Annotated in this window: 26 protein-coding genes and 1 riboswitch; of the genes, 13 read left to right on the forward strand and 13 right to left on the reverse strand. The window is 73.1% G+C overall.

Translation table 11 applies throughout. The features are described 5' to 3' along the window. Positions 1 to 35 precede the first annotated feature (35 nt). Complete coding sequence (gene thrC, locus ACL02T_RS20990) at positions 36 to 1,301, reverse strand: threonine synthase (protein WP_412832424.1); 1,266 nt, start codon at positions 1,299 to 1,301, stop codon at positions 36 to 38. Positions 1,302 to 1,307: 6 nt separating this feature from the next. After that, positions 1,308 to 1,452: riboswitch (SAM riboswitch) on the reverse strand. Between the two features lie 225 nt (positions 1,453 to 1,677). On the opposite strand from thrC, the gene holA reads away from it, so the two are divergent. After that, positions 1,678 to 2,646, forward strand: a complete 969-nt coding sequence (holA, locus tag ACL02T_RS20995; protein ID WP_412832425.1) for a DNA polymerase III subunit delta — start codon at positions 1,678 to 1,680, stop codon at positions 2,644 to 2,646. A gap of 395 nt (positions 2,647 to 3,041) precedes the next feature. On the opposite strand, the gene rpsT is transcribed toward holA, so the two are convergent. Next, positions 3,042 to 3,308, reverse strand: a complete 267-nt coding sequence (gene rpsT / locus ACL02T_RS21000) for a 30S ribosomal protein S20 (RefSeq protein ID WP_412832426.1) — start codon at positions 3,306 to 3,308, stop codon at positions 3,042 to 3,044. A 527-nt stretch (positions 3,309 to 3,835) separates the two neighbouring features. On the opposite strand from rpsT, the gene ACL02T_RS21005 reads away from it, so the two are divergent. From ACL02T_RS21005 to ACL02T_RS21015, 3 genes are read left to right on the forward strand one after another with little or no spacing between them, the layout of a single operon-like run. Next, positions 3,836 to 5,566, forward strand: a complete 1,731-nt coding sequence (locus ACL02T_RS21005; protein WP_412832427.1) for a circularly permuted type 2 ATP-grasp protein — start codon at positions 3,836 to 3,838, stop codon at positions 5,564 to 5,566. After that, the gene (locus tag ACL02T_RS21010) at positions 5,566 to 6,510 is read left to right on the forward strand and encodes an alpha-E domain-containing protein (RefSeq protein ID WP_412832428.1); all 945 of its coding nucleotides are present in this window, start codon (positions 5,566 to 5,568) and stop codon (positions 6,508 to 6,510) included. The genes ACL02T_RS21005 and ACL02T_RS21010 overlap by 1 nt, the downstream gene beginning before the upstream one ends. A gap of 2 nt (positions 6,511 to 6,512) precedes the next feature. Further along, a complete protein-coding gene (locus ACL02T_RS21015; protein WP_412832429.1) occupies positions 6,513 to 7,355 on the forward strand; it encodes a transglutaminase family protein in 843 nt (280 codons plus the stop codon). A gap of 48 nt (positions 7,356 to 7,403) precedes the next feature. Here ACL02T_RS21015 and ACL02T_RS21020 read toward each other — a convergent pair whose 3' ends face one another. Further along, positions 7,404 to 8,843, reverse strand: a complete 1,440-nt coding sequence (locus ACL02T_RS21020) for a DHA2 family efflux MFS transporter permease subunit (protein ID WP_412832430.1) — start codon at positions 8,841 to 8,843, stop codon at positions 7,404 to 7,406. 266 nt (positions 8,844 to 9,109) lie between these two features. Further along, on the reverse strand, positions 9,110 to 10,183 hold the full coding sequence (locus tag ACL02T_RS21025; protein WP_412832431.1) for a glycosyltransferase family 9 protein: 1,074 nt from the start codon (positions 10,181 to 10,183) through the stop codon (positions 9,110 to 9,112). A gap of 104 nt (positions 10,184 to 10,287) precedes the next feature. Between ACL02T_RS21025 and ACL02T_RS21030 the strand changes: the two genes are divergently transcribed. Beyond that, positions 10,288 to 10,596: a hypothetical protein gene (locus ACL02T_RS21030; protein WP_412832432.1), complete on the forward strand. Its 309-nt coding sequence runs from the start codon at positions 10,288 to 10,290 to the stop codon at positions 10,594 to 10,596. A gap of 43 nt (positions 10,597 to 10,639) precedes the next feature. Here ACL02T_RS21030 and ACL02T_RS21035 read toward each other — a convergent pair whose 3' ends face one another. Continuing rightward, a complete protein-coding gene (locus ACL02T_RS21035) occupies positions 10,640 to 11,605 on the reverse strand; it encodes a PRC-barrel domain-containing protein (protein ID WP_412832433.1) in 966 nt (321 codons plus the stop codon). 108 nt (positions 11,606 to 11,713) lie between these two features. On the opposite strand from ACL02T_RS21035, the gene lepA reads away from it, so the two are divergent. Then, positions 11,714 to 13,555 carry a translation elongation factor 4 gene (gene lepA / locus ACL02T_RS21040; RefSeq protein WP_412832434.1) on the forward strand — a complete coding sequence of 614 codons (1,842 nt, stop codon included), beginning with the start codon at positions 11,714 to 11,716 and terminating at the stop codon, positions 13,553 to 13,555. A gap of 191 nt (positions 13,556 to 13,746) precedes the next feature. Here lepA and ACL02T_RS21045 read toward each other — a convergent pair whose 3' ends face one another. After that, a complete protein-coding gene (locus ACL02T_RS21045; RefSeq protein ID WP_412832435.1) occupies positions 13,747 to 14,181 on the reverse strand; it encodes a MarR family winged helix-turn-helix transcriptional regulator in 435 nt (144 codons plus the stop codon). A 122-nt stretch (positions 14,182 to 14,303) separates the two neighbouring features. Continuing rightward, positions 14,304 to 15,269 (reverse strand): zinc-binding dehydrogenase, encoded by a 966-nt coding sequence (locus ACL02T_RS21050; RefSeq protein ID WP_412832436.1) that lies wholly within the window; start codon positions 15,267 to 15,269, stop codon positions 14,304 to 14,306. Positions 15,270 to 15,312: 43 nt separating this feature from the next. On the opposite strand from ACL02T_RS21050, the gene ACL02T_RS21055 reads away from it, so the two are divergent. Next, positions 15,313 to 15,492: a hypothetical protein gene (locus ACL02T_RS21055; RefSeq protein ID WP_412832437.1), complete on the forward strand. Its 180-nt coding sequence runs from the start codon at positions 15,313 to 15,315 to the stop codon at positions 15,490 to 15,492. 113 nt (positions 15,493 to 15,605) lie between these two features. On the opposite strand, the gene ACL02T_RS21060 is transcribed toward ACL02T_RS21055, so the two are convergent. Then, positions 15,606 to 16,496, reverse strand: a complete 891-nt coding sequence (locus tag ACL02T_RS21060; protein WP_412832438.1) for a Sir2 family NAD-dependent protein deacetylase — start codon at positions 16,494 to 16,496, stop codon at positions 15,606 to 15,608. 65 nt (positions 16,497 to 16,561) lie between these two features. On the opposite strand from ACL02T_RS21060, the gene ACL02T_RS21065 reads away from it, so the two are divergent. After that, entirely contained in the window at positions 16,562 to 17,152 is a 591-nt protein-coding gene (locus tag ACL02T_RS21065) for a TIGR03086 family metal-binding protein (RefSeq protein ID WP_412832439.1), read from the forward strand. A 12-nt stretch (positions 17,153 to 17,164) separates the two neighbouring features. On the opposite strand, the gene ACL02T_RS21070 is transcribed toward ACL02T_RS21065, so the two are convergent. From ACL02T_RS21070 to ACL02T_RS21085, 4 genes are all read right to left on the reverse strand, one after another. Then, entirely contained in the window at positions 17,165 to 17,935 is a 771-nt protein-coding gene (locus tag ACL02T_RS21070; protein ID WP_412832440.1) for an enoyl-CoA hydratase-related protein, read from the reverse strand. Between the two features lie 71 nt (positions 17,936 to 18,006). Beyond that, on the reverse strand, positions 18,007 to 18,441 hold the full coding sequence (locus ACL02T_RS21075) for an MmcQ/YjbR family DNA-binding protein (protein WP_412832441.1): 435 nt from the start codon (positions 18,439 to 18,441) through the stop codon (positions 18,007 to 18,009). Positions 18,442 to 18,454: 13 nt separating this feature from the next. Then, positions 18,455 to 18,904, reverse strand: a complete 450-nt coding sequence (locus ACL02T_RS21080) for a VOC family protein (RefSeq protein WP_412832442.1) — start codon at positions 18,902 to 18,904, stop codon at positions 18,455 to 18,457. After that, on the reverse strand, positions 18,901 to 19,110 hold the full coding sequence (locus ACL02T_RS21085) for a DUF4177 domain-containing protein (protein WP_412832443.1): 210 nt from the start codon (positions 19,108 to 19,110) through the stop codon (positions 18,901 to 18,903). The genes ACL02T_RS21080 and ACL02T_RS21085 overlap by 4 nt, the downstream gene beginning before the upstream one ends. 115 nt (positions 19,111 to 19,225) lie before the next feature. Here ACL02T_RS21085 and ACL02T_RS21090 point away from each other — a divergent pair, with 115 nt between their 5' ends. The 4 genes from ACL02T_RS21090 to lipP1 all read left to right on the forward strand — a co-directional run bounded on the left by ACL02T_RS21090 (position 19,226) and on the right by lipP1 (position 23,319). Further along, positions 19,226 to 20,203 (forward strand): helix-turn-helix domain-containing protein, encoded by a 978-nt coding sequence (locus tag ACL02T_RS21090; protein ID WP_412832444.1) that lies wholly within the window; start codon positions 19,226 to 19,228, stop codon positions 20,201 to 20,203. Positions 20,204 to 20,310: 107 nt separating this feature from the next. Then, positions 20,311 to 21,570 (forward strand): LLM class flavin-dependent oxidoreductase, encoded by a 1,260-nt coding sequence (locus ACL02T_RS21095; RefSeq protein WP_412832445.1) that lies wholly within the window; start codon positions 20,311 to 20,313, stop codon positions 21,568 to 21,570. Continuing rightward, the gene (locus ACL02T_RS21100) at positions 21,567 to 22,388 is read left to right on the forward strand and encodes an alpha/beta fold hydrolase (RefSeq protein WP_412832446.1); all 822 of its coding nucleotides are present in this window, start codon (positions 21,567 to 21,569) and stop codon (positions 22,386 to 22,388) included. The genes ACL02T_RS21095 and ACL02T_RS21100 overlap by 4 nt, the downstream gene beginning before the upstream one ends. Before the next feature lies 1 nt (position 22,389). Beyond that, positions 22,390 to 23,319, forward strand: coding sequence for a LipP1 family hormone-sensitive lipase (gene lipP1 / locus ACL02T_RS21105; protein WP_412832447.1), 930 nt, complete (start codon positions 22,390 to 22,392; stop codon positions 23,317 to 23,319). A 24-nt stretch (positions 23,320 to 23,343) separates the two neighbouring features. On the opposite strand, the gene ACL02T_RS21110 is transcribed toward lipP1, so the two are convergent. Next, positions 23,344 to 23,958 carry an MmyB family transcriptional regulator gene (locus tag ACL02T_RS21110; protein WP_412832448.1) on the reverse strand — a complete coding sequence of 205 codons (615 nt, stop codon included), beginning with the start codon at positions 23,956 to 23,958 and terminating at the stop codon, positions 23,344 to 23,346. Here ACL02T_RS21110 and ACL02T_RS21115 point away from each other — a divergent pair. Next, a complete protein-coding gene (locus ACL02T_RS21115; protein WP_412832449.1) occupies positions 23,939 to 24,799 on the forward strand; it encodes an LLM class F420-dependent oxidoreductase in 861 nt (286 codons plus the stop codon). The two genes, ACL02T_RS21110 and ACL02T_RS21115, sit on opposite strands and share 20 nt — an antisense overlap. The last annotated feature ends 114 nt before the right edge of the window (positions 24,800 to 24,913 follow it).

Raw genomic sequence — 24,913 nt, forward strand, 5'->3', positions numbered from 1 at the left:
TCCTCCGGGCCCGGTCGTGGTCCTGGCGTGTCGGGTCAGTGGCCCTCGAGCGCCTCGCGGACGGCCGTGCTGGTCGACGGCACGGTCGCGGTCGGGCGGGCGTGGGCGGACACGGCGTCGAGCGTCTTGAGCCCGTCGCCGGTGATCAGCAGGACGGTCTCGGCGTCCGGGTCGATCGCGCCGGCCTCGATCAGCTTCTTCGCCGTCGCGACGGTGACGCCGCCCGCGGTCTCGGCGAACACGCCCTCGGTGCGGGCGAGCAGCCGGATGCCCTCGACGACCTCCTCGTCGGTCACGTGGCCGACGGCGCCGCCGGTGCGGCGCACGGAGTCGAGGACGTACGGGCCGTCGGCGGGATTGCCGATCGCCAGCGAGCGCGCGATGGTGTCCGGCCGGACGGGCTGGATGACGTCGTGGCCCTGCTCGAAGGCCGCGGCGACGGGCGAGCAGCCGGTGGCCTGGGCGCCGAAGATCGTGTAGGGCTTCTCGTCGACCAGGCCGAGCTTCACGAACTCGCCGAAGCCCTTGTCGACCTTGGTCAGCTGCGAGCCGGAGGCGACCGGGACGACGATCTGGTCGGGCAGGCGCCAGCCGAGCTGCTCGGCGACCTCGTAGCCCAGGGTCTTCGAGCCCTCGGCGTAGTACGGGCGGACGTTCACGTTCACGAACGCCCACTCCTCGTGCTCGGCGGCGAGCTCGGTGGCCAGGCGGTTCACGTCGTCGTAGTTGCCGTCGACGGCGAGCAGGGTGCCGCCGTAGACCGCCGTGGTGGTGATCTTCGCCTGCTCCAGGGAGGAGGGGACCAGCACGACCGAGTCCCACCCGGCGCGGGCGGCCGCCGCGGCGACGGCGTTGGCCAGGTTGCCGGTGGAGGGGCAGCAGAGGACGGAGAAACCCAGCTCGCGCGCGGCGGCGAGGGCGACGGCCACGACCCGGTCCTTGAAGGAGTGGGTGGGGTTGCCGGTGTCGTCCTTCACCCAGAGCTTGCGGAGCCCGAGTTCGGCGGCGAGCCGGTCCGCCTGGATCAGGCGGGTGAAGCCGGGCTCGGTGTTCGGGAAGGACCGGACGTTCGACGGGACGGGGAGGAGGTCCTTGTAGCGCCAGATCGACGTGGGGCCGGACTCGATCGACTCCCGCGTGACCTGCGGGAAGTCGTACGCGATCTCGAGCGGACCGAAACACTGCGGACAGGCGAACTCCGCGGCGAGCGGCGTCTGGTGGCCGCACTCGCGACAGGACAGCGCGCGGGCGGAGCCGAGGTCGAGGGTGGTGCTGGCAGGCGTGTCTGCAGTGAGAGTCATCAGATCTCCTCATCTGTCCCGCTGGCGCGGGCCGGAATTGGCACCTGGTCCGTCGACGTGCCCGCACCGGATCGGTGCGCACGCGGATCGTCGTTCGACGCCGGTTGCCGGGGCTTCGCCGGGCCGTTCCCTCTGCCCCTCTGGATGAGCCATATGCGGTTGTGCCGAGCGGGCCCCGTACGGGGAGCGAGCGCGGCGGCCGGATCGATCCGGATGACGTGCACGTTACGGCACCGGGCTCGCACCGTGCCACCAGGCGCCACGATGTGGGAGGCGTGTCACGGATCGTCGGTGCCGTGCGCGACGATGACGGGCGGGCCCGGGCCGACGGGTCCCGGTGCCGCACCGCGGGACGCGTGCGAGAGGAGCTCCGCCCATGCCGGCCACGAAGCCGCCCGGCCCCGTGCAGCTCGTCGTGGGCGAGGAGGAGCTGCTGCTCGAGCGGGCCGTCAGCGAGATCCTCCGGACCGCCCGGGCGGTGGATCCCGAGACGGACATCCGCCGGTTCCGGCCCGCCGAGCTGAGCCCGGGGGAGCTGGTCGGGCACCTGAGCCCCTCGTTGTTCGCGGAGGGCCGGGTCGTGGTGATCCAGGGGGCGCACGAGGCGGGCAAGGACCTCGCGGCGGCCGTCCTGGCGTACGCCGCCGAGCCGGCCGACGGGATCGTGCTCGTCGCGGTGCACGCGGGCGGCGCCCGCGGGAAACAGCTGGCCGACGACCTGCGCAAGGCCGGCGCGGTCGTCACCAGGTGCGACCGGCTCACCCGGGCCGACGAGCGGGCCGACTTCGTGCGCACCGAGGTGCGCCGGGCCGGCGGCACCATCACCGCCGAGGCCGTGGGCGTGCTTCTCGAGGCGGTCGGCTCGGACCTGCGGGAGTTGGCGTCGGCCGCGAACCAGCTGGTCTCCGACACGGGTGGGCAGGTCGACGGCCGCGCCGTACGCCGGTACCACCGCGGACGGGCGGAGTCGTCGGGGTTCGCGGTGGCGGACAAGGCGGTGGCCGGGGAGCGAGCGGGAGCGCTGGAGGCGTTGCGCTGGGCGCTCGTGCTCGGCGTCGCCCCGGTCCTGGTGGCCGACGCGCTGGCCGACGCCGTGCGCACCCTCGCCAAGGTCGGTGCGGCCGGCCGGGGCGACCCCAACCGCCTGGCGGGCAGCCTCGGCATGCCACCCTGGAAGATCCGTAAGGCGCAGGGGCAGGTGCGCGCCTGGCGGCCGGCCGGTATCGCGACCGCGATGGCGGCGGCGGCGCAGGTCAACGCGGACGTGAAGGGCGCGGCCGCCGACCCCGCCTACGCCCTGGAGCGCGCGGTCCTCGCGGTCGTCGACGCGCGCGGCACCGGCTGACCCCGCCGCCGGCGCGGCCAGCACCTCCCGGCCGACCCTCATGGCGCCATGACGCGCTGGGGCGCGGCTTGAAGGTGCGTTATGGAGCCATAATGCGCTCGGCGGGGCCTGGGAAGTGTGTTGTGGAGCCATAACGCGCTCAGGCCGGGGCTCGAAGGTGCGTTATGGAACCATAAGGCGCTCGGGCTGGGCTCGGACGTGCGTGATCAGGCCTTGATGCACCACTGTCCCAGGGCTCCTGCGCCAGTCGGGCCGCCGTGACGCACGTGGTGCACGGCGGCCGTACTGCTGAGAACGCGTCGACGGCGCTGCCTCACGGGAAAAGGCAGCGCCGTCGACGGGATGCTCGACCGGGGAGCCCGGGAGCCTGCGCGGGCGCGGATCGCGCCCGCGGATCACGCGCCGATCTTGGCGACGCGCTTGGCGATGGCCGCCTTGCGGTTGGCGGCCTGGTTCTTGTGGATCACGCCCTTGCCCGCGGCCTTGTCGAGGGCGCGAGCGGCTGCGCGCTGCAGCTCGACGGCCTTCTCGGTCTCGCCGGCCTCGGCGGCCTCGCGGAACTTGCGGATCGCGGTCTTGACCGACGACTTGACCGACTTGTTGCGCTGACGGCGCTTCTCGTTGGTCTTGACCCGCTTGATCTGGGACTTGATGTTCGCCACGCTGGTGTGCCTCGAGTCTTCCTGGTGCTGGTACGTATCGGGGGGCTCAGGCGACCCCGACCGGTTCTCCACCGATGCGAGCGAGCACGCCGAGCACTCGGTCGTCCATGCTACAACCCGGGCCGGACGACGCCTGCACGGGCCCGTGCTCGGCTCTCGTGGTCGACGTCGCGAGCTCCGTCTGCGCGGGCCACGATCCACTCTCGCACGCCCGGGGCACGACGCCGGCCGGACGCGCCGCGCGGCGGGAGGATGGCGCCGCACCGCCTCGCTGACCACCGCGACCAGCCGGTCGGTCCAGGTGTCGCGGTGACGGTGCGCCGGCCCTCCGTGTCCACCAGCAGCGGCTGTGTCGACGAACCGGGGGCCCGGACTCGACGAGCCCCCGAACCGGCGGGCGCGCCGCAGCCCGGCGCGCCCGACGACGCTCCGTAACGCGGACGTAGCACGGCTGAAGTTGGCCCGGCCCAGGGGGAACGGTCAAGATGACCCCCGTGAGCCGAGCAGTGGACCGGAGACCAGTACGGATGGGCGAACGACCCGCACAGGACGACGAGACCGCTGCCACGGACGGGTCCGGCTCGAACGGGACGGGCCGGGCCGGGGGTTCCGCCCTGTTCGACGGCTACCTCGAGCCCGACCGGCCGAACCCGGACGCGTTCGACGAGATGTTCAACGCCGACGGCAGCGTCCGTGCGCCGTACCGGCACCTGCACGACGCGATCGCCCCCACCGCCGCCGCCGACCTGGCCGCGCGTTCGGAGGCGCTCGACCGGGCATACATGGACCAGGGCATCACGTTCAGCCTGTCCGGCAAGGAGCGCCCGTTCCCGCTGGACATCGTGCCGCGGGTGATCAGCGCGAGCGAGTGGAGCCGGCTCCAGCGCGGGATCGTGCAGCGGGTGAAGGCCCTCGAGGCGTTCCTCGCCGACGTCTACAACGACGCCCAGATCGTGCGCGACGGCGTGCTCCCGCGCCGGCTGATCACCAGCTGCGAGCACTTCAAGCGGGCGGCCCACCTGCTCAACCCGCCCAACGGCGTGCGTATCCACGTCGCGGGCATCGACCTGGTCCGCGACCAGGAGGGCACGTTCCGGGTGCTGGAGGACAACCTGCGCAACCCCTCCGGCGTGTCCTACGTGATGGAGAACCGCCGCACGATGGCGCGGGTCTTCCCCGACCTGTTCACCCGCCAGCGGGTGCGCGCGGTCGGCGACTACTCGACCCACCTCCTGTTCGCCCTGCGCGCGGCCGCGGCACCCAACGTCGCGGACCCGACCGTCGTCGTGCTGACCCCGGGCGTCTACAACTCCGCCTACTTCGAGCACTCGCTGCTGGCCCGGCAGATGGGTGTCGAGCTCGTCGAGGGCCGGGACCTGTTCTGCCGCGACAACGTGGTCTACATGCGCACGACCGAGGGCGAGCAGCAGGTCGACGTCGTCTACCGGCGCATCGACGACGACTTCCTGGACCCGTTGCAGTTCACGCCGACGAGCGTGCTGGGCGTCGCGGGGATCATGAACGCCGCTCGCGCGGGCAACGTCGTGATCGCCAACGCCGTCGGCAACGGGGTGGGCGACGACAAGCTCGTCTACACCTACGTCCCGCAGATGATCAAGTACTACCTCGACGAGAAGCCGGTCATCCCGAACGTCAGCACCTTCCGCTGCTGGCTGGACGAGGAGCGCGGGCACGTCCTCGACACGCTCGACGAGCTGGTGCTCAAGCCGGTCGAGGGCTCCGGCGGCTACGGGATCCTGTTCGGGCCGAACGCGACCGCCGAGGAGCTGAAGACGGCGCGCAAGGCGATCGTGGACGATCCGCGTGGCTGGATCGCCCAGCCCGTCGTCCAGCTGTCGACCGTGCCCACGAAGGTGGAGGACCGGCTCGTGCCGCGGCACGTCGACCTGCGACCGTTCGCGGTCAACGACGGCGAGGACGTCTTCGTGCTGCCCGGCGGCCTGACCCGGGTGGCCCTGCCCAAGGGCAGCCTCGTGGTGAACTCCAGCCAGGGCGGCGGCTCGAAGGACACCTGGGTGCTCGCGGCGAGCCGCTCGAGCGAGGCCGAGCGGGAGCTGGGCGAGCGGGGGATCGCGGCGAAGGCCCCCGCCCGCGGCCCGGCCGCCGAGCAGGGCCCGGAGCTCACCCTCGGCCAACAGCAACAGCAACAGCAGCAGCAACAACAGGGCCGCCAGGTCCAGGAGCTCGGCGGAATGCGCCAGGAGCAGGTGCTGCGTCGGGCGGAGGTGCTGGGCTGATGCTCGCCCGCAACGCCGAGTCCCTCTACTGGATCGGCCGCTACGTCGAGCGCGCCGACGACACCGCCCGCATCCTCGACGTCTCCGTCCACCAGCTGCTCGAGGACGCCACCATCGACGTCGACGTGGCCGCCCGCCGGCTGCTGGGCGTGATGGGCGTCGACCCCGGCACGGACGAGCCGCTCGACGCCTTCTCGCTGACCGAGGTGCTCGGCTACTCCGCCGACACCCCCGGCTCGATCGTCTCCTCGATCTCCAGCGCCCGGGAGAACGCCCGCGGCGCGCGCGAGGTCGTGTCGTCGGAGATGTTCGAGTGCCTCAACGCCACGTGGAACGCGCTGCCGGAGCGGCAGCGGTACGCCCGCTGGGTGGGGCCGCACGCCTTCTTCAGCTACATCGAGGACCGGGCGGCGATGTTCTCCGGGCTCGCCGCCTCGACCATGAGCAGGGACGACTCGTGGCGCTTCTACCTGCTCGGCCGCTCCGTGGAGCGGGTCGACATGGTGGTGCGGCTGCTGCTGTCCCGGGTCTCGGACCGGATGGGCTCGCCGGGCTGGTTGTCGGTGCTGCGCTCAGCCGGCGCCCAGGACACCTACCTGCGCACCTACCGCGGCGCCGTCGACGCCGTGCGGGTCGCGCAGTTCATGCTGATGGATCGGCTGTTCCCGCGGTCGGTGTTCTCCTCGCTGCGGGAGGCCGAGACCTGCCTGCAGCAACTGGACCAGCGGCCGACGGCCCGGGTCGGTGCGCAGGCCGAGGCGCTGCGGCTGCTCGGGCGGGCCCGCAGCGAGCTGGAGTTCCTCCGCCCCGAGGAACTGCTCGACGACCTGCCGGCCCAGCTGCTGTCGCTGCAGGAGACGATCCAGAAGGTCGGCGAGGCCGTCTCGCTGCAGTTCTTCCACGCCGCCCCCTGGGTCGCGTGGACCGCGCCGGAGGTGGTCTGACGATGGGCTGGCGGGTGAGGGTCGTGCACGAGACGGGCTACAAGTACAGCTCGCCGGTGCACGAGACCTACAACGAGGTGCGGCTGACCCCGCGCAGCGACTCGCACCAGAACGTGATCGTGAGCCGGGTGGAGACGGTGCCGGCGACCCGTGCCTACCGCTACGAGGACTACTGGGGTACGACGGTCACGGCGTTCGACCTGCACGCGCCGCACACCGAGCTGCTGGTGACCGGCACGTCGGTGGTCGAGACCGGCGACGCGACCGAGCCGGTCCGCGACGCGACCTGGGAGGACCTGGCGTCGGAGGCCGTCCGCGACCGGTACACCGAGATGCTCGAGTTCACCGAGTACGTCGGGCGCGACGCGGAGCTGGCCCGGGTCGCGACGACCCTGAGGAAGGGCCGGGAGCCGGCCGACGCCGTGCTCGCCGCGTGCGAGCGGGTCCGCGACACCATGACCTACCAGGCCGGGACGACGGGCGTGCACACCTCGGCCACCGAGGCCTGGCAGGCGGGCAAGGGGGTCTGCCAGGACTACGCGCACCTCACCCTGGTGCTGTTGCGCGAGATGGGGATCCCGGCCCGGTACGTGTCCGGGTACCTGCTGCCGCGGCAGGAGGTCGCGGTCGGCGAGACGGTGTCCGGGCAGTCACACGCATGGATCGAGGCCCGCACGGGCGGCTGGTGGGGCTTCGACCCGACCAACGGCATCCCGATCGGGCACCGGCACGTGTGGGTCGCCGTCGGCCGCGACTACGCCGACGTCTCGCCGCTCAAGGGCATCTACTCCGGCGGCTCGGCCGAGGCGCTCGACGTCGCGGTGCACATGACCCGCCTGGCCTGACCCGGGCGAACGGCGCTCCCGTTTGGCAGGTCCGGGCGGGAACGCCGGTCACCCCGGTGGTCGGGCCCCGGCGGGTGCCGGCTTCTTCCCGCCGACCAGCAGCGACACCGGCACGGCGATCGTGGCGATGATCGCGGCGCAGAGGAAGGCCGCCCGGGCGCCGGTGAGGTCGGCCGCCACGTCCGGCGTGGTGGCGAAGACGACCATCAGCGTGACGAAGAGCGCCGTGCCCGCCGCCCCGGCGACCTGCTGCAGCGTGGCCAGGATGGCGCTGCCGTAGGAATCCAGCTCGCCGGGCAGCTTGCCCAGCGCGTCCGTCATCAACGGCGTGAACATGAAGGACAGCCCGACGACCAGCACGACGTGCAGCCCGACCAGCATGAGCACCGGCGTCGTCCCGCCGACGGTGGTGAAGCCCCACAACGACAGCGCGAGCACCACGGCCCCGGGCAGCACCAGCGGCCGGGCGCCCACCCTGTCGTAGAGCCGCCCGACGAACGGGCCGAGCAGTCCCATGACCAGGCCACCCGGCAGCACGGCGAGGCCGGTCACGAAGGCCGACACCCCGAGCACGTCCTGCATGAACAGCGGCAGCAGGATCAGCACGCCGAACAGCGACATCATGCCGAGGATCACGAGCACCAGCGGCACCGTGAACGAGCGGTGGGCGAGCGGCCGCAGGTCGAGCAGCGCCGTCCCGGTGGGCTGCAGGCGGAGCTGACGCACCACGAACAGGGCCAGCGCGACCACGCCGACGACGATCGGCAGCCACGGCGGAACGTGGGCCTCGCCGCGGGCCGACTCGCCGATCGTCGACAGGCCGAAGACCAGCCCGCCGAACGCGAGCGCGGACAGCACCACCGACAGCCAGTCCAGCGGGATCGCCCGGGTCTCGCCGTCGAGCCTCAGCCACGCCGCCCCGGCCGCCAGCGCGAGCAGGGCGATCGGCAGCACGATCAGGAACATCCACCGCCAGCTCAGCGCGGACAGGATGATCCCGGAGAGGGTCGGGCCGATGGCCGGCGCGACGGCGATGACCAGGCTGATCGAGCCCATCTTCGCGCCGCGGCTCTCGGCCGGGACGAGGCGGATCACCGAGGTCATCAGCAGGGGCAGCATCACCGCCGTGCCGAGCGCCTGGACCACCCGTCCGGTCAGCAGCAGGCCGAACCCGGGCGCGACCGCGGAGATCAGGGTGCCGAGGCTGAACAGCGACATCGAGGTGAGGTAGACGGTCCGCGGCGTCAGCCGCTGCAGCAGGTACCCGGTGATCGGGATGACGACCGACATGGTCAGCAGGAATCCGCTGGTCAGCCACTGTGCCGTGCCGACGCTGACGTCGAGGTCGACCACCAGGACGGGCAGGGCCACGCTCATGATCGTCTCGTTGAGGATCATGACGAACGCCGAGCCGACCAGCAGCCAGATGACCGTGGAGGCGGAGCGGGGCACCTCGACGGGACTCGGGGGTGCGTCGGGCGCGGTCATGCGGGGTTCTCCGATCGAGGGGCGCACGTGGATCTCACGTACGTGGTGACGCTATCCGGACGCAAAGGTCATCGGCCACGGGGTTTCACGCTCCGCGGAAGGGCCCGCGGCTCACCGGACGTCGTCGGTGGCCGCTCGTCGGTCCCCGCATGACCGTCGTCCTGTGCACGGCAGCCCCGGGACGCCCCGCCGTGATCCTGCTCGTGATCCCGCGAGTGCGGTGCGCCGGTGCCGAACCGCTCCCGGGCCTGTCCGGGAAGCAGGGCCTATTCGGGAAGCAGGGCGCGGGCGGCGTCGACGACCTCGGGCACCTCGACGCCGGCGAGCACCGTGGCGTCGTGCCCGCAGGTGCGACCCAGGTAGGGGTCGCCGCAGACCGCGCACCGGCTCTCCCAGTCGACGACGACCCGGTGCCGGGCGCGGAACAGCGGGCTGACGTCGATCAGGTTGGCCCGGGTGAACACACCGACGGTCGGGGTGCCGACCGCCTCGGCGATGTGCCGCGGCCCGGAGTCGTTGCCGACCAGCAGGTCCGCCCGGGCGAGCACGCCGACCAGGCCGTTCAGGTCGAGCGCGCCGACCAGGTCGAGCATCGGGGCGTCGCCGAGCCCGGCCCGGACCTGCTCGCCGAGCTCCAGGTCGCCCTTCCCGCCGACGACCGCGACCACGGCGCCCCGCTGCTCGGCCAGCGCCCGGCCGACCTGTCCGAGCCGCTCCGACGGCCACTGCCGGCTGACGTCGGTGGCGCCGGGGTGCAGCACGACGAGCGGGCCGTGCAGGGCGGGCAGCGCGGTGTCGGCGGCGGCGCGGTCGGCGTCGACGACCGTGAGTGCGGGCCGCAGCGCGACCGGGCGCGCCCCGACGAGGTCGACGACCTCGAGCCAGCGCATCACGTCGTGCTGGAACGGCGTCCACGGGATCGTCCGGGTCAGTGCCGGCGCGTCCTCGGCCCGGCTGCCCGCGGTCACGCGGGCGCCGAAGCGGAGCAGCAGCGGGTTGGCGTTGGCCCCGCCGCCGTGCAGCTGGAGGGCGAGGTCGAACTCCCGCGCCCGCATCGTCGCGCAGAACTCCTCCACGACCTCGGGTGGATCGTCCGGTGGCCCGCCGACCTCGCCCCGCACGCCGGGTACCCGCGGCGCCTCCAGCACCTCGTCCACCGGGAACGGGCGCCCGCGCAGCAGCTCCGCCACCGGCGGTGAGGTCGCGAGCGTGATCGAGGCGTCGGGGTAGGCGGCGCGCAGCGCCGCGAGCGCGGGCTGGGCGACGAGGGAGTCGCCGAGGCCGTTGGCGCGGAGGACGGCGATCCGCCGCACCCCCGGGAGCAGACCATGATCGGGCACGAGGACGGGATGCCCGCTGCGGCCGTCCGCACACACCTCCGCCCGTCCCCGGCCGGGTGCCGCGGGGCCTGTCGCGGTGGCGCCGGTGCTCCTACCGTGAGCACGTGCGCAGCGACGTCGTGCGGACCGCGGCCGTCGCGTGCACCGGCCTGCTCGGCACCGCGACGGGGCGGGACTGGACGGTCCGGGCCGGTGCGCCGGACATGACGGTGGCCGAGGTCGTCGCGCACATCGCCGAGGTCCTCACCGCCCACGTGCTGCGCCGGCTCGTCCCGTGGGCGCCGCACGAAGGCCGCTCCTGGCCCACGCTCCGCTGGGCCAACGGCCGCACCTCACGGGGCGCCCGGCCGCGCCTGGAGACGTGGCGGTGGCACTGCGCCCCGCTCGCGGAATGGGACGGCACCGGCCCCTGAGCGGAGGGACCGGTGCCGTGGGATCGCGCGGGAGCCGACGAGGTCAGGGGGTGAACGCCGACTCGGCGGCGCGGTCCACGCGGCGGTGGTAGCGCTCGCCGGCCTTGCCCCCGACGACCGCCCCGATCAGCGCCACCGCGGCCGCGATCAGCAGGGCGATCACACCGGTCAGGGTGAGCGCCTCACCGGAGACCGCGACGCCGGGCACGCGCAGCGCGGCGAACAGGCTGTCCGTGGCGCCGGTGACCGCGATCGCGATCGACACCGCGACGGTGACGACGAGGCCCATCGCCCAGACCGCGACCCCGTTGCGGGCGCCGTCGAAGCGGGCGAGCCGGCCCGAGACGTAGCCGCCGGCGTAGTAGGACAGCAGCATCACGGCCACCGCGACGATGCCGCCGGTGATGCCCAGCATCCGGGGGTCCTGGCCGGGCCCGGCGCCGAGGTCCGGCGACACCCCGGCCAGCCGGACGACGAGCGAGGCGAGCGCGCCGAGCAGCACGGTCAGGCCCACCGCGACGAGCCAGCCGAAGAAGGCCGACCCGATCTTGAGGCCGCCGAAGCGTTCGTGCTGGTACTCGTGGGCGGCGGACAGCGCGCCGTGGCTGGTGTAGTGCTGGGCCAGCTCGGCGTCGGGCTCGTGGCGATCCGGTGCGGTGCGCACGGTGCGGCGGTCGATCGGGACGGTCACCCCGCGGTCGTCCGGGGTGGCGCCGGAGAGCGGGATGGTGCGGGAGCCGCCCGTCCGCGGGCGCACCACACCCCAGGGTGTGCCGTCCGGCCCGTCGACGACGTCCGTGAGCCGCCCGACCGTGTTCCCCGACCGTCCGCGCACGGTCTGGCCGACCCACTCGCGTGGACCGGCCGAACCGTCGGCCGCGGGCCGCGGGAACTGCTGGGTGGCGGGGTCGGCGGCGGGATCCGGGCCCGGGCCGGTCGGGGCGGGCCCGGCCGGGGCGCCCGCCGCGGACCCGGACGAGGACGGGCTACCGGTGCTCGCGGAGTCCATGACGTCGGGTACCCGACGGTGGCCCGCCTCACACGTCCGCGGGGCTGCGCGGCCGCTCCACCGGACGTGGGACGATGGACGGGACCCCGTACCGGAATGGATGTCTGAGTGACGACGTACGCCGACCGCACGTTCACCCCGCCGGAGCGCATCCGGAACTTCTGCATCATCGCCCACATCGACCACGGCAAGTCGACGCTGGCCGACCGGATGCTGCAGATCACGGGCGTGGTCGACGAGCGCGCCATGCGCGCGCAGTACCTCGACCGGATGGACATCGAACGCGAGCGCGGCATCACGATCAAGGCGCAGAACGTCCGGCTGCCGTGGACGGTCGACGGCACCGACCACGTCCTGCACCTGATCGACACGCCCGGCCACGTCGACTTCACCTACGAGGTCTCGCGCGCGCTGGAGGCCTGCGAGGGCGCGATCCTGCTGGTCGACGCCGCGCAGGGGATCGAGGCGCAGACGCTGGCGAACCTCTACCTGGCGCTCGACAAGGACCTCACGATCATCCCGGTCCTCAACAAGATCGACCTGCCGGCGGCGGACCCCGACCGCTACGCCGCGGAGATCGCGCACATCATCGGCTGCGACCCGGGCGACGTGCTGCGGGTCAGCGCCAAGACCGGTCTCGGCGTCGAGGCGCTGCTGGACGAGGTCGTGAAGCAGATCCCGGCGCCGGAGGGCGACGCGGACGCCCCGGCGCGTGCCATGATCTTCGACTCGGTCTACGACACCTACCGCGGCGTCGTCACCTACATCCGGGTCGTCGACGGCAGGATCGTGCCGCGCGAGCGGATCAAGATGATGTCCACCGGCGCCACCCACGAGCTGCTCGAGGTGGGGATCGTGTCGCCGGAGCCGAAGCCGAGCGAGGGTCTCGGCGTCGGCGAGGTGGGCTACCTGATCACCGGGGTGAAGGACGTCCGGCAGTCGAAGGTCGGCGACACCGTCACGTCCCAGCGGCACGGCGCCGCGGAGCCGCTCACCGGCTATCGCGAACCGCGCCCGATGGTCTACTCCGGCCTCTATCCGGTGGACGGTTCCCAGTACCCGGACCTGCGCGAGGCGCTCGACAAGCTCCAGCTCAACGACGCCGCGCTCACCTACGAGCCGGAGACGTCGGCGGCGCTGGGCTTCGGCTTCCGCTGCGGTTTCCTCGGCCTGCTGCACCTGGAGATCACCCGGGACCGGCTCGAGCGCGAGTACGGCCTCGATCTCATCTCCACGGCGCCCAACGTCGTCTACCGGGTGACCGCCGACGACGGTACCGAGATGACCGTGACGAACCCGTCGGACTGGCCGACGGGCAAGGTCGCCGAGATCCACGAGCCGATCGTCAAGGTCACGATCCTCGCGCCCTCGGAGTTCATCGGCGCGATCATGGAGCTCTGCCAGAGCCGGCGCGGCCAGCTCGGCGGGATGGACTACCTGTCCGAGACCCGCGTGGAGCTCCGGTACACGATGCCGCTCGCCGAGATCATCTTCGACTTCTTCGACGCGTTGAAGTCCCGCACCCGCGGCTACGCGTCGCTGGACTACGAGGAGGCGGGCGAGCAGCAGTCCGACCTGGTGAAGGTCGACATCCTGCTGCAGGGCGAGCCGGTCGACGCGTTCTCCGCGATCGTGCACAAGGACGCGGCGTACTCCTACGGCACCACCATGGCGTCGAAGCTGCGCGAGCTGATCCCGCGCCAGCAGTTCGAGGTGCCGATCCAGGCCGCGGTGGGGTCGCGGATCATCGCGCGGGAGACCATCCGCGCGATCCGCAAGGACGTCCTCGCCAAGTGCTACGGCGGCGACATCAGCCGCAAGCGCAAGCTTCTGGAGAAGCAGAAGGAGGGCAAGAAGCGGATGAAGACCATCGGTCGGGTCGACGTGCCGCAGGAGGCCTTCGTGGCGGCGCTGTCCACCGAGTCGAGCGCGGACAAGGCCAAGAAGTAGCGCGGGAACCGGCCGCTGAGGAACCGGCGCTGAGGAACCGACGCTGACCGAACCGGCGCGGGGCCGACCGTCAGGGGTTTCGGCGTGGGGCCGCGGCGGAGTGGCCGGGCGGCCCGGGGCCCGGCGTCGCTGCTGAACCGGGAACGGGGGCGAAGGGAGCCGGGGAGCTCGGGGGTGTCGCTGGGGGAGCTCTACTCGGGGTCGGGGTTCGCCAGGTCGTCGAGGAGACGTGCGAGCTGCACGCGTTCGGGGGTCCGGGCGGCGCCGAGGGCGGTGCCCACGCGGCGCTCGATGCTCCCGCACACGCGCTCCACGACCTCACGGCCGCCCGCGGCGAGATGCACCAGCACCCGTCTTCGGTCCACCGGGTCGTTCTGCCGGTAGGCGTGCCCGTCGGCGACCAGGCGGTCGACGACGCGGGTGGCGGTGGGGGCGGGAAGAGCGGTGTGCGAGGCGATCTCGCCCATGCTGCGGCCTCCGCCGCGGGCGAGCATCAGCAGGACCCGCCAGCCGTCGCGGCTGACGCCCTGCGCCGAGGTGGCCGGGGTGAGCGACGCCGCGACGGCGCGCTCGACCCGGTCGAGGAGCTCGACGAGACCGGGGACACGCGGCGCCGGGACGGTCATGGTCCGACCGTGCACCGGCGCCGAGCTACTAAGTGGCTCAGGCACGATGACCGACTGTACTTGCTGTGCGGCACGTTTGCCGCAAATCGCGAGCAGAAGCCGTGACAGCAACGTTGCCGGTGTCAGTGCGTGAACACGATCTTGCCCGCTGTGTCTCCCTCGAGCATCGCGCGGAAGCCCTCCTCGGCCCGCTCGAGGGGGATCTCGAGCCCGATCTCGGGGGTGATGCCGGCGTTGGCCACGAAGCTCAGCAGGTCCGCCAGCTCCTGCCGGGTGCCCATCGTCGAGCCGACCACGTTCAGCTGCAGGAAGAAGAGCCGCTGCAGGTCGGCACCCGGGTTGGGGCCGGAGGTGGAGCCGCAGCAGACGATCGTGCCGCCCGGGCGCAGGGCCCGCATCGAGTGCTTCCAGGTGGCCTCGCCGACCGACTCGAACACGGCGTCGACCTTGCCGGGCAGCTTCGCGCCGGCCTCGAAGACGGCGTGCGCGCCGAGCTTCTCGGCCAGGTTCCGCTTCTCCTCCGTGCGCCCGGTCACCCAGACCGTCATCCCCGCCGCACGGCCGAGCTGGACGAGCGCGGTGGACACGCCACCGGAGGCGCCCTGGACGAGCATCGTCTGCCCGGGGTGCAGGCCGGACTTGGTGAACAGCATCCGGTAGGCGGTCAGCCACGCGGTGCCCATGACGGCGGCCTGGCTCGCGGTGATGCCCTGCGGCTTGGGTACGGCGTTGCGCTTCGGGACCACGACGTGGTCCGCCATCGCCCCCTGGTACTTCTCGGTGAGCAGCGTGCGCCTGGGGTCGAGCGTCTCGTCGCCGCTCCAGTCCGGGTCGCCGATGATCGAGTGCAGGACGACCTCGGTGCCGTCCTCCAGCGTGCCGGCGCCGTCGCAGCCGAGGATCATCGGGAACTGGTCGGGCTTGATGCCGACGCCCCGGAGCGTCCAGAGGTCGTGCATGTTGAGGCTGGCGGCGGTCACCCTGACCTTGACCCAGCCCTCGGGGACCTCGGGCTCGGGGCGCTCACCGACGGTCAGGGAGTCGAGCGGAGTGTCGGCGTTGGGCTCAGCGGCGTAGACGGCGAACATGCCCAGAACCTAACCCGCCGGACCCGGCGCTACCGTGTGAACCGTGGCGAGGGCGATCGCGGACTGGTGGGACGCGCTGGAGCTGTGGCTGACCCAGCTCGCCTTCTCGCTCCAGGTCGGGCTGGCGATCCTGGTGGTCCTGCCGCTGTGCTGGGCGGTCGCGGGGCTGCTGGACCGCGCCGCCGGTGTGGTCACCGACGCCGTCGCGCGCCGGCGTCGGTAGGCGCCGCGCCGAGCGGCGTGGCGGTGGGGACGGCCGCGCGGCGCGGTCCGGCGGCGTCGGGATCGGTGCCGTGCCGGCGCCGGAGGTGGCGTGGGTGAGGGGCGCGGCGGCGGTCAGGGGGCCAGGTCGCGCCACTCCGGGATCGGGGTGTCGATCACCACGCCCCCGCAGGCGCCGGCGACGGCGGAGAGCACCTCGGAACACCCGGCGTCGACGCGCAGGGCGGCGAGCGGATCGCCGCGGGTCTCGCCCCGGTTCACGATCACGACCGGCACGCCGTGCCTCCCGGCGTGCTTCACGAACCGCAGCCCGGACATGACGGTGAGCGAGGAGCCGGCGACCAGGAGCGCGCCGGCGACGGGCCGTAGCGCGTCGACCATCGCGTAGGCGCGGGCGACCCGGTCCTTCGGCACGTTCTCCCCGAAGAACACGACGTCGGGCTTGAGCGGGCCGCCGCACGCCGTGCAGCCGACCAGCCGGAAGCCCTCGGTGCGTTCGAGCAGGACGTCGCCGTCGGGCGCGGTCTCGATCCCGGGGCCGACGGAGTCGGCGAAGCCCGGGTTGGCCTCCGCCAACCGCGCCTGCAGGTCCGCCCGTGAGCTGACCGCACGGCAGGACAGGCAGACGACGTCGGCGATCCGGCCGTGCAGGTCCACCAGGACGCGGCTCCCGGCCGCACCGTGCAGACCGTCGACGTTCTGGGTGATCAGACCCTGGAGCACACCACGGCGCTCGAGGTCGGCGAGGGCGAGGTGGCCCGGGTTGGGCACGGCCCGCCGCATCCGGGCCCAGCCGACGTGGCTGCGCGCCCAGTACCGGCGCTGCGCCGCGGGCCCGGAGACGAACTCGCCGTAGGTCATCGGACGGCGCAGCGGCGACCCGGGTCCGCGGTAGTCCGGGATCCCGGAGTCGGTGGAGAGCCCGGCCCCGGTCAGCGCGACGAGCGGGCGCCCGGCGAGCAGCTCGAGCGCCCGGTCGACGGGGGCGGCCACGGCGTGGGTCACGATCTGCAGGGTACGTGGCGCAAATGTCCAATGCCCGGCGCTCGTGAGCGACGAACCTCGGACGCATGACGGAACACACCCAGTTCACCGAGGCCGTCGACCTCGCCGTCGGGATCCTCCGCGGCGCCGCGGTCGAGCGGTACGCCGACCCGACCCCGTGCCGTGACTACACCGTGGCCGACCTGGTGAACCACCTCGCGTTCGGCTTCCTGCTGGCCCACCACGCCGCCACCCGCGAGCCCTGGCCGGAGGAGTGGGCGGCCGACGACCGGGCGCCCTTCCTGCGCGAGCTGCCCGAGCGCGAGTGGGCCGCGGCCGCGGAGAAGGAGGGTGTCGCGGCTGCCGCGGCGTGGGCCGACCCGCAGGTGTGGGAGGGCGAGTCCCACCTGGGGGGCGGGCCGATGCCCGCGGCCGCGGTCGGCGCGATGATGACCGGCGAGTTCGTGGTGCACGCCTGGGACCTCGCGGTGGCGACGGGACAGCCGTTCACCGTGTCGCCGGAGCTCGGCGAGGCCGCGCTCGAGGCGATGACCGGCATGGCCGGGATGGGCCGCGAAGCCGGGTGGATCGGCGCCGAGGTGCCCGTCGATCCCACCGCGCCCGCGGTCGAGCGGGCGCTCGGGGTCAGCGGGCGGGACCCGGCGTGGCGGCCGTGACCGTCGCGTGCCTCAGCCGGGAGTGACCCAGCTGGGCTTGCGCTTCTCGCCGAAGGCGCGGATGCCCTCCTGGCCTTCCTCGCCGGCGAAGTAGTCCGCGGACAGGGCGTTCATCTCGGCGAAGTCGTCGGACAGGGAGCTGGGGCGTTCGCGGCGCAGCAGATCCTTCACGCCTTCGAGGGCGCCCGGGGCGCCGAGGCGGAGCATGTCGACGTAGCGGGTGACCTCGGCGTCGACCTGGTCGGTGGGGACGGCGCGGTTGAGCAGGCCGATGGCGGCGGCGCGGGGGGCGTCGAAGGTCTCGCCGGTGAGGAAGAGCTCGTGGGCGGCCCGCGGCAGCAGCCGGGGGAGGACGGTCACGGAGATGACCGCGGGCACCACGCCGATGCGGACCTCGCTGAAGGCGAAGGTGGCGGTGTCGGCGGCGATCGCGATGTCGCACGCGGCGACCAGCCCGACGCCGCCGGCCCGGGCCGGGCCGGTGAGCCGCGCGACGACCGGCTTCGGTGAGGTCCAGATCGTCTCGAGGATCCGGGGGACCTCGCGGACCCCCTGTTGCTCGGCGCCGGCGCCCTTGGACTCCTTGAGGTCCATCCCGGCGCAGAACACGGTGCCGGTGTGGGTCAGCACGATCACCCGGGCGGCGTCGTCGGCGATCGCGGCGTCGAGGTGGTCGATCAGCTCGCGGCGCAGCTGCGCGGACAGCGCATTGCGGTTCGCGGGGGAATCGAGGGTGATGGTCGCGACTCCGTCGGTGGTGTCGCGGTGCACGAGTTCGCTCACGGCCCGGACCCTACCCAGGAGACCGCCGCACGACGCCCGGGACGGTGCGCGACCGCCCGCTGCTCACCGCGTCAGGCGTCGGCGGTCCCGTGCGCGGCGAGCCAGTCCCGCGCCCGCTTCGGCGAGGCGCGCGACAGCCAGGCGTCCTGCACGATCTCGGCGAGCTCGTCGCGACCGAGCTCGTGCAGGCGCGAGGCCCGGACCAGGACCGACGGGTGGCCGTCGAAGTGCGGGGTGGTGAAGAAGGGCGAGCCGGGGTCCTGGACCAGGGCGGTCTTGTCCTCGTCGCCGCCGACCCAGAAGACGATCACGTCGGCGTAGCGATCACCGGTGTCCGGGTCGACCGCGTCGGGCCGGGGCGTGCGGAAGAAGACGAACGACTTGCCGCCCACCTGGTAGACCGCGTTGCCGCGGGGCCCGTCCACGCGCGTGACGTGCGGCATCCCCGCCGCGAGCTCGTGGACGTCCTCGACCCGGGCGGGCCGGGTGTCCGGTGCGGCGTCCATGCGGCGGATGCTGTCAGACGGCGAACAGCTGGTCCAGGTCCGCGAAGGCCTTGAACTCCAGTGCGTTGCCTGCCGGGTCGAGGAAGAACATCGTGTGCTGCTCACCCGGCTCGCCGGCGAACCGGACGTACGGCTCGATCACGAACTCCACGCCCGCGGCCCGCACCCGCTCGGCCAGCGCGGTGAACTCCGGGACGGGCAGGACCACGCCGAAGTGCGGGACCGGTACCTCGTGCCCGTCGACCGGGTTGCGCCCGGCGACCCCGCGGTGTCCGGGCACCAGGTGCGTGACGACCTGGTGGCCGTGCACGTCCCAGTCCGTCCAGGCCTCGGCGGAGCGGCCGCGGGCGAAGCCGAGGACCTCGCCGTAGAACCGGTGGGCGGCGGCGAGGTCGTCCACCGGGATCGCCAGGTGGAAGGGAGGCCGCGTCGGGCCCGTGGCCCTTCCCTCCGGGGCGGTCATGCGACCGGTCGCTCGAACGTGACCAGCAGCCCCTCCACCCCACCGGGGCCGATCCGGCCCTTCACGTCCGCGCTGGTGATCGCCTTGAGCTGCCAGCCGTCACCGGCCTCGCCGTTGAGGACCTTCTCCAGCTTGTCCGCCGACAGCTTGCCGCCGATCATCCCCTCGCGGAGCTGGACCACCTTGTACTCGAATCGCCGTGCCATGCTCCCGAGGATGCCAGGTGCCCGCGTCACGCCGGGTTCCCGAACGTTCGTCAGGCGGCCAGAATGGGCCGGCGCCCGCCGACGACGTCGTCCGGCGGGTGCGGAGGGAGGCGCCGTGACCGCCGCGTGCACCGGGCCGGACACCCGGCAGTCCGGCACCGCCGAGTACTCGCTGGCCGGGGTCGCCGAGGGGGACCGACAGGAGCTGTGGGAGCAGGTCGTCTCGGAGTCGCACGCCCCGATGACGGTGCGGTTCGCGGGTGGCCGGCCGCCGCGACCCTTCCACGGGGTCGTCCGGCGACGGCGGATCGGCGACCTCGAGCTCGTCGACTGCGAGTCCGATCCCTGTGACGGCGTGCGGCCCCGCTCCCGCATCGGGAGCGCGGACGAGGACCTGGTCGGCGTCCTGGTCACGCGGTCGGGCGGGGAGCTGGTGCTGCAGGGGGAGAGCGCCCGGCGGGTCCGCCCGGGCGACCTGCTCGTGTGGGAGGGCCGCCGGCCGACCCGCTTCTCGGTGCGGGGCCGCTTCGCCAAGCGCACCCTGATCACGCGGCGGTCCGCACTCGACGAGGTCCTCGGCCGCGGCTGGTCGGTCGGGGACCGCCCGCTCGACGGGTCCGATCCGGCCGCGCGCCTGCTCGTCGCCTACCTCGACCTGCTCGCGTCGGCGGGGGAGCTGCCGCCGTCGGCCGTCGCGGGAGCCCGCAACGCCACGTTGGAGCTGGTCGCAGGCCTGGTCCGCGCCACCGGTGAGGACGCCCCGCAGGGACCCGGGCTGCGTGCGGCGATGGAGTCGTGGATCGAGCGCCACCTCGGCGAGGAGATCACGCCGGCCGCGATCGCCGCGGCGCACGGGGTCTCCGTGCGCACGGTGTACCGGGCGTTCGAGACCTCGGGTGACACGGTCGGCGCCTACGTGCGCGGGCGGCGGCTGCTGCGGGCCCGGGCCGAGCTGGCCGCGGGCACCGTGCCGGTCTCGGTGATCGCGCAGAACTGGGGCTTCAGCGACTCCAGCCACTTCTCCCGGGCCTTCCGGGCGCGTTTCGGTACCTCGCCGAGGGCGTACCGGGCGGCGCTGCGGTCCCCGCGCTGACCCGCTGGCAGGGATCGGCCGGTTTCCGGCAGGCAGGTGCATGACTCTCCCCGCGCGGCTCCGCAGGATTGAAGTGACCCGGATCACCCCGCCGATGTGGAGAGCCGATGCGGTCGATCTTCTTCCATCTCATGCCCTACCGGGACCTCCCGGCCGACTTCGAACAGCGCTACGAGAGCATCTGGATCACCCCGCCCAACAGCGAGCTGTGCGACCCGAAGAAGGTCGCGCAGTACTACCAGTGGAACCTCGACGAGCTCGAGCTGGCCGACCGGCTGGGCTTCGACGGCGTCGGGGTCAACGAGCACCACCAGAACGGCTACGGCTTCATGGCCTCGCCGAACCTCATGGCCGCGGCGCTGGCCCGGCGCACCCCCAACAACTCCGCGATCATGGTGCTGGGCAACACGCTCGCCCTGTACTCGCCCGCCACCCGCGTGGCGGAGGAGTTCGCGATGCTCGACGTCCTCTCCAACGGGCGGCTGGCCGCGGGCTTCCCCGTGGGCACCTCGATGGACGTCAACTTCTGCTACGGCGTCCCGCCCACGCAGACCCGGCCACGGTTCCGCGAGGCCGAGGAGCTGATCACCCAGGCCTGGACGCGGCCCGGTCCGTTCACCTTCAACGGCCGCTACAACCAGTTGCGCTACGTCAACCCCTGGCCGCAGCCGCTGCAGAAGCCGCACCCACCCGTCTGGCTCGCCGGCGGCGGGTCGGTGGAGACCTGGGAGCTCGCCGCCGCGAAGAACTACACCTACAGCTACCTGTCCTTCTTCGGCGCGAAGTTCGGCAAGAAGCTGATGGACGGCTTCTGGGCGAAGATGGACGAGCTCGGGGTGGACCGCAACCCGTTCCGGGCAGGGTTCGCCCAACAGATCTGCGTCTCCGAGACCGACGAGCGGGCCGAGCAGGAGTACCTCGAACACGTCACGTACTTCTTCAACAAGTGCCTGCACATCCCGCCCTACTTCTTCGAGGCGCCGGGTTACCGCACGCGCAGGTCCACCGAGTTCGCGATCAAGACCAACCAGCCCGGTGCGATCGCCGCGGCGGCGGCGCTGGAGAAGAACTGGAAGACCCTCAACGAGGAGGGCTTCATCATCGCCGGCAGCCCGTCGACGGTCGCGGACCGGCTGATCGAGGTCGCGAAGACCCTGCGCGTGGGCAACCTGCACGCCCTGCTGCAGATCGGCTCGATGCCGCACGAGCTGACGAAGAAGAACATCACCCTGTTCGCCGAGGAGGTCATGCCCCGGATCCGGCACATCTGGGACGCCGAGGGCTGGACCCACGAGTGGTGGCCGGCCGGGGCGGCGAACCGGGCCGTGACCGGGCAGTCGGAGCAGCGGGCGGGGGCGCAGGCATGAGCGAGCTCGCGAGCGGGGCGTCGATGCAGACCACGGCGCCGGGCCGGGCCGACGAGCGGATCGTCCAGGTCGGACCGATCGCCGCCCGGGTGCTGGTCGCCGGGACCGGCGAGCCCCTGCTGTTCCTGCACGGCGCGGGCGGCCTGTGGTGGGACCCGTTCCTCGACGAGCTGTCCCGCCACCACACCGTCCACGCGGTGGAGCACCCCGGCGCGAACGTGTCCGAGGACCTCGACCACCTGCCCGGGCTGTGGGAGCTCGTCCTCTTCTACGACGAGCTGCTCGACGCCCTCGGCCTCGACTCCGTCCGCGTCGTCGGGCACTCCTTCGGCGGCATGGTCGCCGCCGAGCTCGCCGCCAACTCCCCGCGCCGGGTGTCGCGGCTGGTCCTGCTGTGCCCCGTGGGGTTCTGGCGCGAGGACCATCCGATCCCCGACATCGCGGGCATCCCGCCGGACACGCTCCCGCAGCTGGTGCTCGCCGATCCCGAGGGCCCGCTGGCGGCCGCGCTCACGCCGCCGGCCGACGACCCGCAGGCCCTGTTCGAGGCCGCCCTGCGGATGGCCAGCATCCTGCACTTCATCTGGCCGTTGCCGGACAAGGGCCTGGTCCGGCGTATCCACCGGGTGAGCGCGCCGACCCTGCTCGTGTGGGGGGAGCAGGACCGGCTCGTCGACCCCGCCTACGCCGAGGAGTTCACCTCGCGGTTGCGCGACTCGCGGCTGGCCCTCGTACCGGACGCGGGACACCTCCCGCAGCTCGAGCAGACCGGCGCCGTCCTGGCGCGGGTGCTCCCGTTCCTGGAAGGACGCTCCTGACATGCCGCTCGACCCGCAGATCGAGGCCCTGCTCGCACAGATGGCCGAGGAGGGCGCGAAGTCGCCGGAGAGCATGACCGTCGCCGAGAGCCGGGCCATGATCGCGGACCTGGCCGGCCTCGCCGGGCCACCCGCCGAGCTCGCACGCGTGGAGGACACCGCCGCGCCGGGGCCCGACGGCGACATCCCGGTCCGGATCTACGTGCCGCCGGGCGACGGGCCGCTGCCCGTGCTCGTCTACTACCACGGCGGCGGCTGGGTGATCGGCGACCTGGACAGCCACGACGCCCTCTGCCGGGCGCTGGCGGCCCGCGCGGGCTGTCTCGTCGCGGCGGTGGACTACCGGCTCGCGCCCGAGCACCGCTTCCCGGCCGCGGTCGACGACGCCTACGCCGCCCTCGTCTGGGCCGCCGAGAAGATCGGCGACCTGGGCGGCGACCCGGCCCGGCTGGCGGTCGGCGGCGACAGCGCCGGCGGCAACCTCGCGGCCGTGGTGGCGCAGCTGGCGAAGCAGCGGCGCGGGCCGCGGATCACCTTCCAGCTGCTGGTCTACCCGGCGACCGACCGCTTCGACGACAGCCCGTCCATGCGGGAGAACGCGCTCGGCCCACTGCTGTCCCGGGCGTGGATCGAATGGTTCCTCGGCTGCTACCTCACCAGCCCCGACGACGGGCTGGACCCGCGGGTCTCGCCGGCGCGCGCCGAGGACCTGTCCGGTCTGCCGCCCGCACTCGTGATCACCGCGGAGTTCGACCCGTTGCGCGACCAGGGCGCGGCCTACGCCGGGAGGCTGCGGCAGGCGGGTGTCGACGCGCGGTTGCTACCGGTCGCGGGCATGATCCACGGCTTCTTCCAGATGGCGGGGGTGATCGACAAGGCCCGGGACACGCTGGACGAGGCGGGCGACGCCCTGCGCGCGGCCCTGGCCTGACCCGAGCGCCCGGCGCCCCCGCCGTCAGCGCCGGTGGTCCGCCCCGCCGAACCGCCGGTGCAGGTGGTCCGCGGTGGGGGCGGCGGCAGGGAAGAAGGACTCGACCGCCACCTCCTCCAGGGTGATGTCCAGCGGCGCACCGAGCACCGAGACCGTCGAGAGGAAGGTGCGCAGGCCGTCGGGGTGGCGCAGCCGCAAGGGCAGCACGACCCCGTTGCGCGGACGCGCGTCCGGGTCGAGGCCGAGCGTGCGGCAGTGCCCGACCAGCTCGTCGAACAGGGCGCCGAGGGCGGGGTCGGCCGAGCGGTCGACCTGGCGCCGCAGCCGCGAGACGAGGTGGGCGGGGTACTCGTCGAGGCCATCGACGTACCGCGCGAGGCCGCGGGGGTGCAGGGCGAGCCGAAGGACGTCGGCCGGCGGCTCGAGCAGCCCCGGATCCACCAGGTCCACGAACACCGCGACGGCGGGTTCGGGGCGCAGAGGGGTACGGGGTGAACAGGCGCTCGGGTGGGTAGGCGCTCCGGGTGGTACCGACGGGACCAGGCTCCGGCCGGGCGGCACGGAGCCGACAGGGCTAGCGTCGTAACCGGAGGACACTTCCACCTGTGAGGGAGAGCGCGTGAAACTCGGCCTGCACATCGCGGACTTCACCTACCCGAGCGGCCCGCAGGGCCTCGCCGACGACCTCACCCGGATCGCCGTCGCGGCCGAGGAGGCCGGGATCGCCCGGGTCAGCGTGATGGACCACGTCTGGCAGATCCGGCCCGTCGGGCCGATCGAGAACGACATGCTGGAGGCGTACACCACGCTGGGTTATCTGGCCGCGCGCACCGAGCGCGTCGAGCTGCTGGCCTGGGTCACCGCCGTCAGCTACCGGGAGCCGGGGCTGCTCGCCAAGCTCGTCACCACCCTCGACGTGCTGTCGAAGGGGCGGGCGTGGCTCGGCGTCGGCGCCGCCTGGAACGAGGAGGAGGCGAAGGGTCTCGGGCTGTTCTTCCCGCCGACCGCCGAGCGGTTCGAGCGACTGGAGGAGACGCTGCGCATCTGCCTGCAGATGTGGAGCGCGGACGACGGCCCGTTCGAGGGCACGCACTACCGGCTCGAGCGGACGTTGAACGTGCCGCAGCCGTTGACCCGCCCGCACCCGCCGATCCTCATCGGCGGTGGGGGCGAGAAGAAGACGTTGCGCCTGGTCGCGCAGTACGCGAACGCGTGCAACCTGTTCGCCGGTCCCGACCTGCCGCACAAGTTCGACGTCCTGCGGCGGCACTGCGAGGAGGTCGGCCGGGACTACGACGAGATCGAGAAGACCGTCATGGGCCCGCTCGACCCGAGCGACCCGCCGGCCCTGGTCGAGCGGCTCACCGAGCTCGCCGGGCTGGGCGTGCAGGAGTACCACGGCACGGTGCCGGGGGTCTCCGAGCTCGAACCGCTGCGCGTGCTGGGCAAGGAGGTCGTCCCGGCGGTCGCCGACCTCTGACCACCTGCCCGCGCCCTGGCTCCACGAGGCACGTCCGGGGTGCCTCCGTGCGTCTCGTTCGTTCGTCGTTGCTCCGCGGTCGCACGACGGCGGCGCGCTCGCGTGAGTGGTGAC

The sequence above is a fragment of the Pseudonocardia oceanicola genome (assembly GCF_047200735.1).
GTDB lineage: Bacteria > Actinomycetota > Actinomycetes > Mycobacteriales > Pseudonocardiaceae > Pseudonocardia.

Bases quoted from the DNA above. Each gene is read 5' to 3' on its own strand.
- ACL02T_RS21015 (WP_412832429.1), top strand. From the start codon at position 6,513: ATGGGCTGGCGGGTGAGGGTCGTGCACGAGACGGGCTACAAGTACAGC.
- ACL02T_RS21100 (WP_412832446.1), top strand. From the start codon at position 21,567: ATGAGCGAGCTCGCGAGCGGGGCGTCGATGCAGACCACGGCGCCGGGC.
- ACL02T_RS21065 (WP_412832439.1), top strand. From the start codon at position 16,562: ATGACGGAACACACCCAGTTCACCGAGGCCGTCGACCTCGCCGTCGGG.
- holA (WP_412832425.1), top strand. From the start codon at position 1,678: ATGCCGGCCACGAAGCCGCCCGGCCCCGTGCAGCTCGTCGTGGGCGAG.
- ACL02T_RS21020 (WP_412832430.1), bottom strand. From the start codon at position 8,843: ATGACCGCGCCCGACGCACCCCCGAGTCCCGTCGAGGTGCCCCGCTCC.
- ACL02T_RS21085 (WP_412832443.1), bottom strand. From the start codon at position 19,110: ATGGCACGGCGATTCGAGTACAAGGTGGTCCAGCTCCGCGAGGGGATG.
- ACL02T_RS21110 (WP_412832448.1), bottom strand. From the start codon at position 23,958: ATGTGCAGGCCGAGTTTCACGCGCTCTCCCTCACAGGTGGAAGTGTCC.
- ACL02T_RS21035 (WP_412832433.1), bottom strand. From the start codon at position 11,605: ATGGACTCCGCGAGCACCGGTAGCCCGTCCTCGTCCGGGTCCGCGGCG.
- ACL02T_RS21010 (WP_412832428.1), top strand. From the start codon at position 5,566: ATGCTCGCCCGCAACGCCGAGTCCCTCTACTGGATCGGCCGCTACGTC.
- lipP1 (WP_412832447.1), top strand. From the start codon at position 22,390: ATGCCGCTCGACCCGCAGATCGAGGCCCTGCTCGCACAGATGGCCGAG.
- ACL02T_RS21075 (WP_412832441.1), bottom strand. From the start codon at position 18,441: ATGGACGCCGCACCGGACACCCGGCCCGCCCGGGTCGAGGACGTCCAC.
- thrC (WP_412832424.1), bottom strand. From the start codon at position 1,301: ATGACTCTCACTGCAGACACGCCTGCCAGCACCACCCTCGACCTCGGC.
- ACL02T_RS21045 (WP_412832435.1), bottom strand. From the start codon at position 14,181: ATGACCGTCCCGGCGCCGCGTGTCCCCGGTCTCGTCGAGCTCCTCGAC.
- ACL02T_RS21080 (WP_412832442.1), bottom strand. From the start codon at position 18,904: ATGACCGCCCCGGAGGGAAGGGCCACGGGCCCGACGCGGCCTCCCTTC.
- ACL02T_RS21095 (WP_412832445.1), top strand. From the start codon at position 20,311: ATGCGGTCGATCTTCTTCCATCTCATGCCCTACCGGGACCTCCCGGCC.
- ACL02T_RS21050 (WP_412832436.1), bottom strand. From the start codon at position 15,269: ATGTTCGCCGTCTACGCCGCTGAGCCCAACGCCGACACTCCGCTCGAC.
- ACL02T_RS21005 (WP_412832427.1), top strand. From the start codon at position 3,836: ATGGGCGAACGACCCGCACAGGACGACGAGACCGCTGCCACGGACGGG.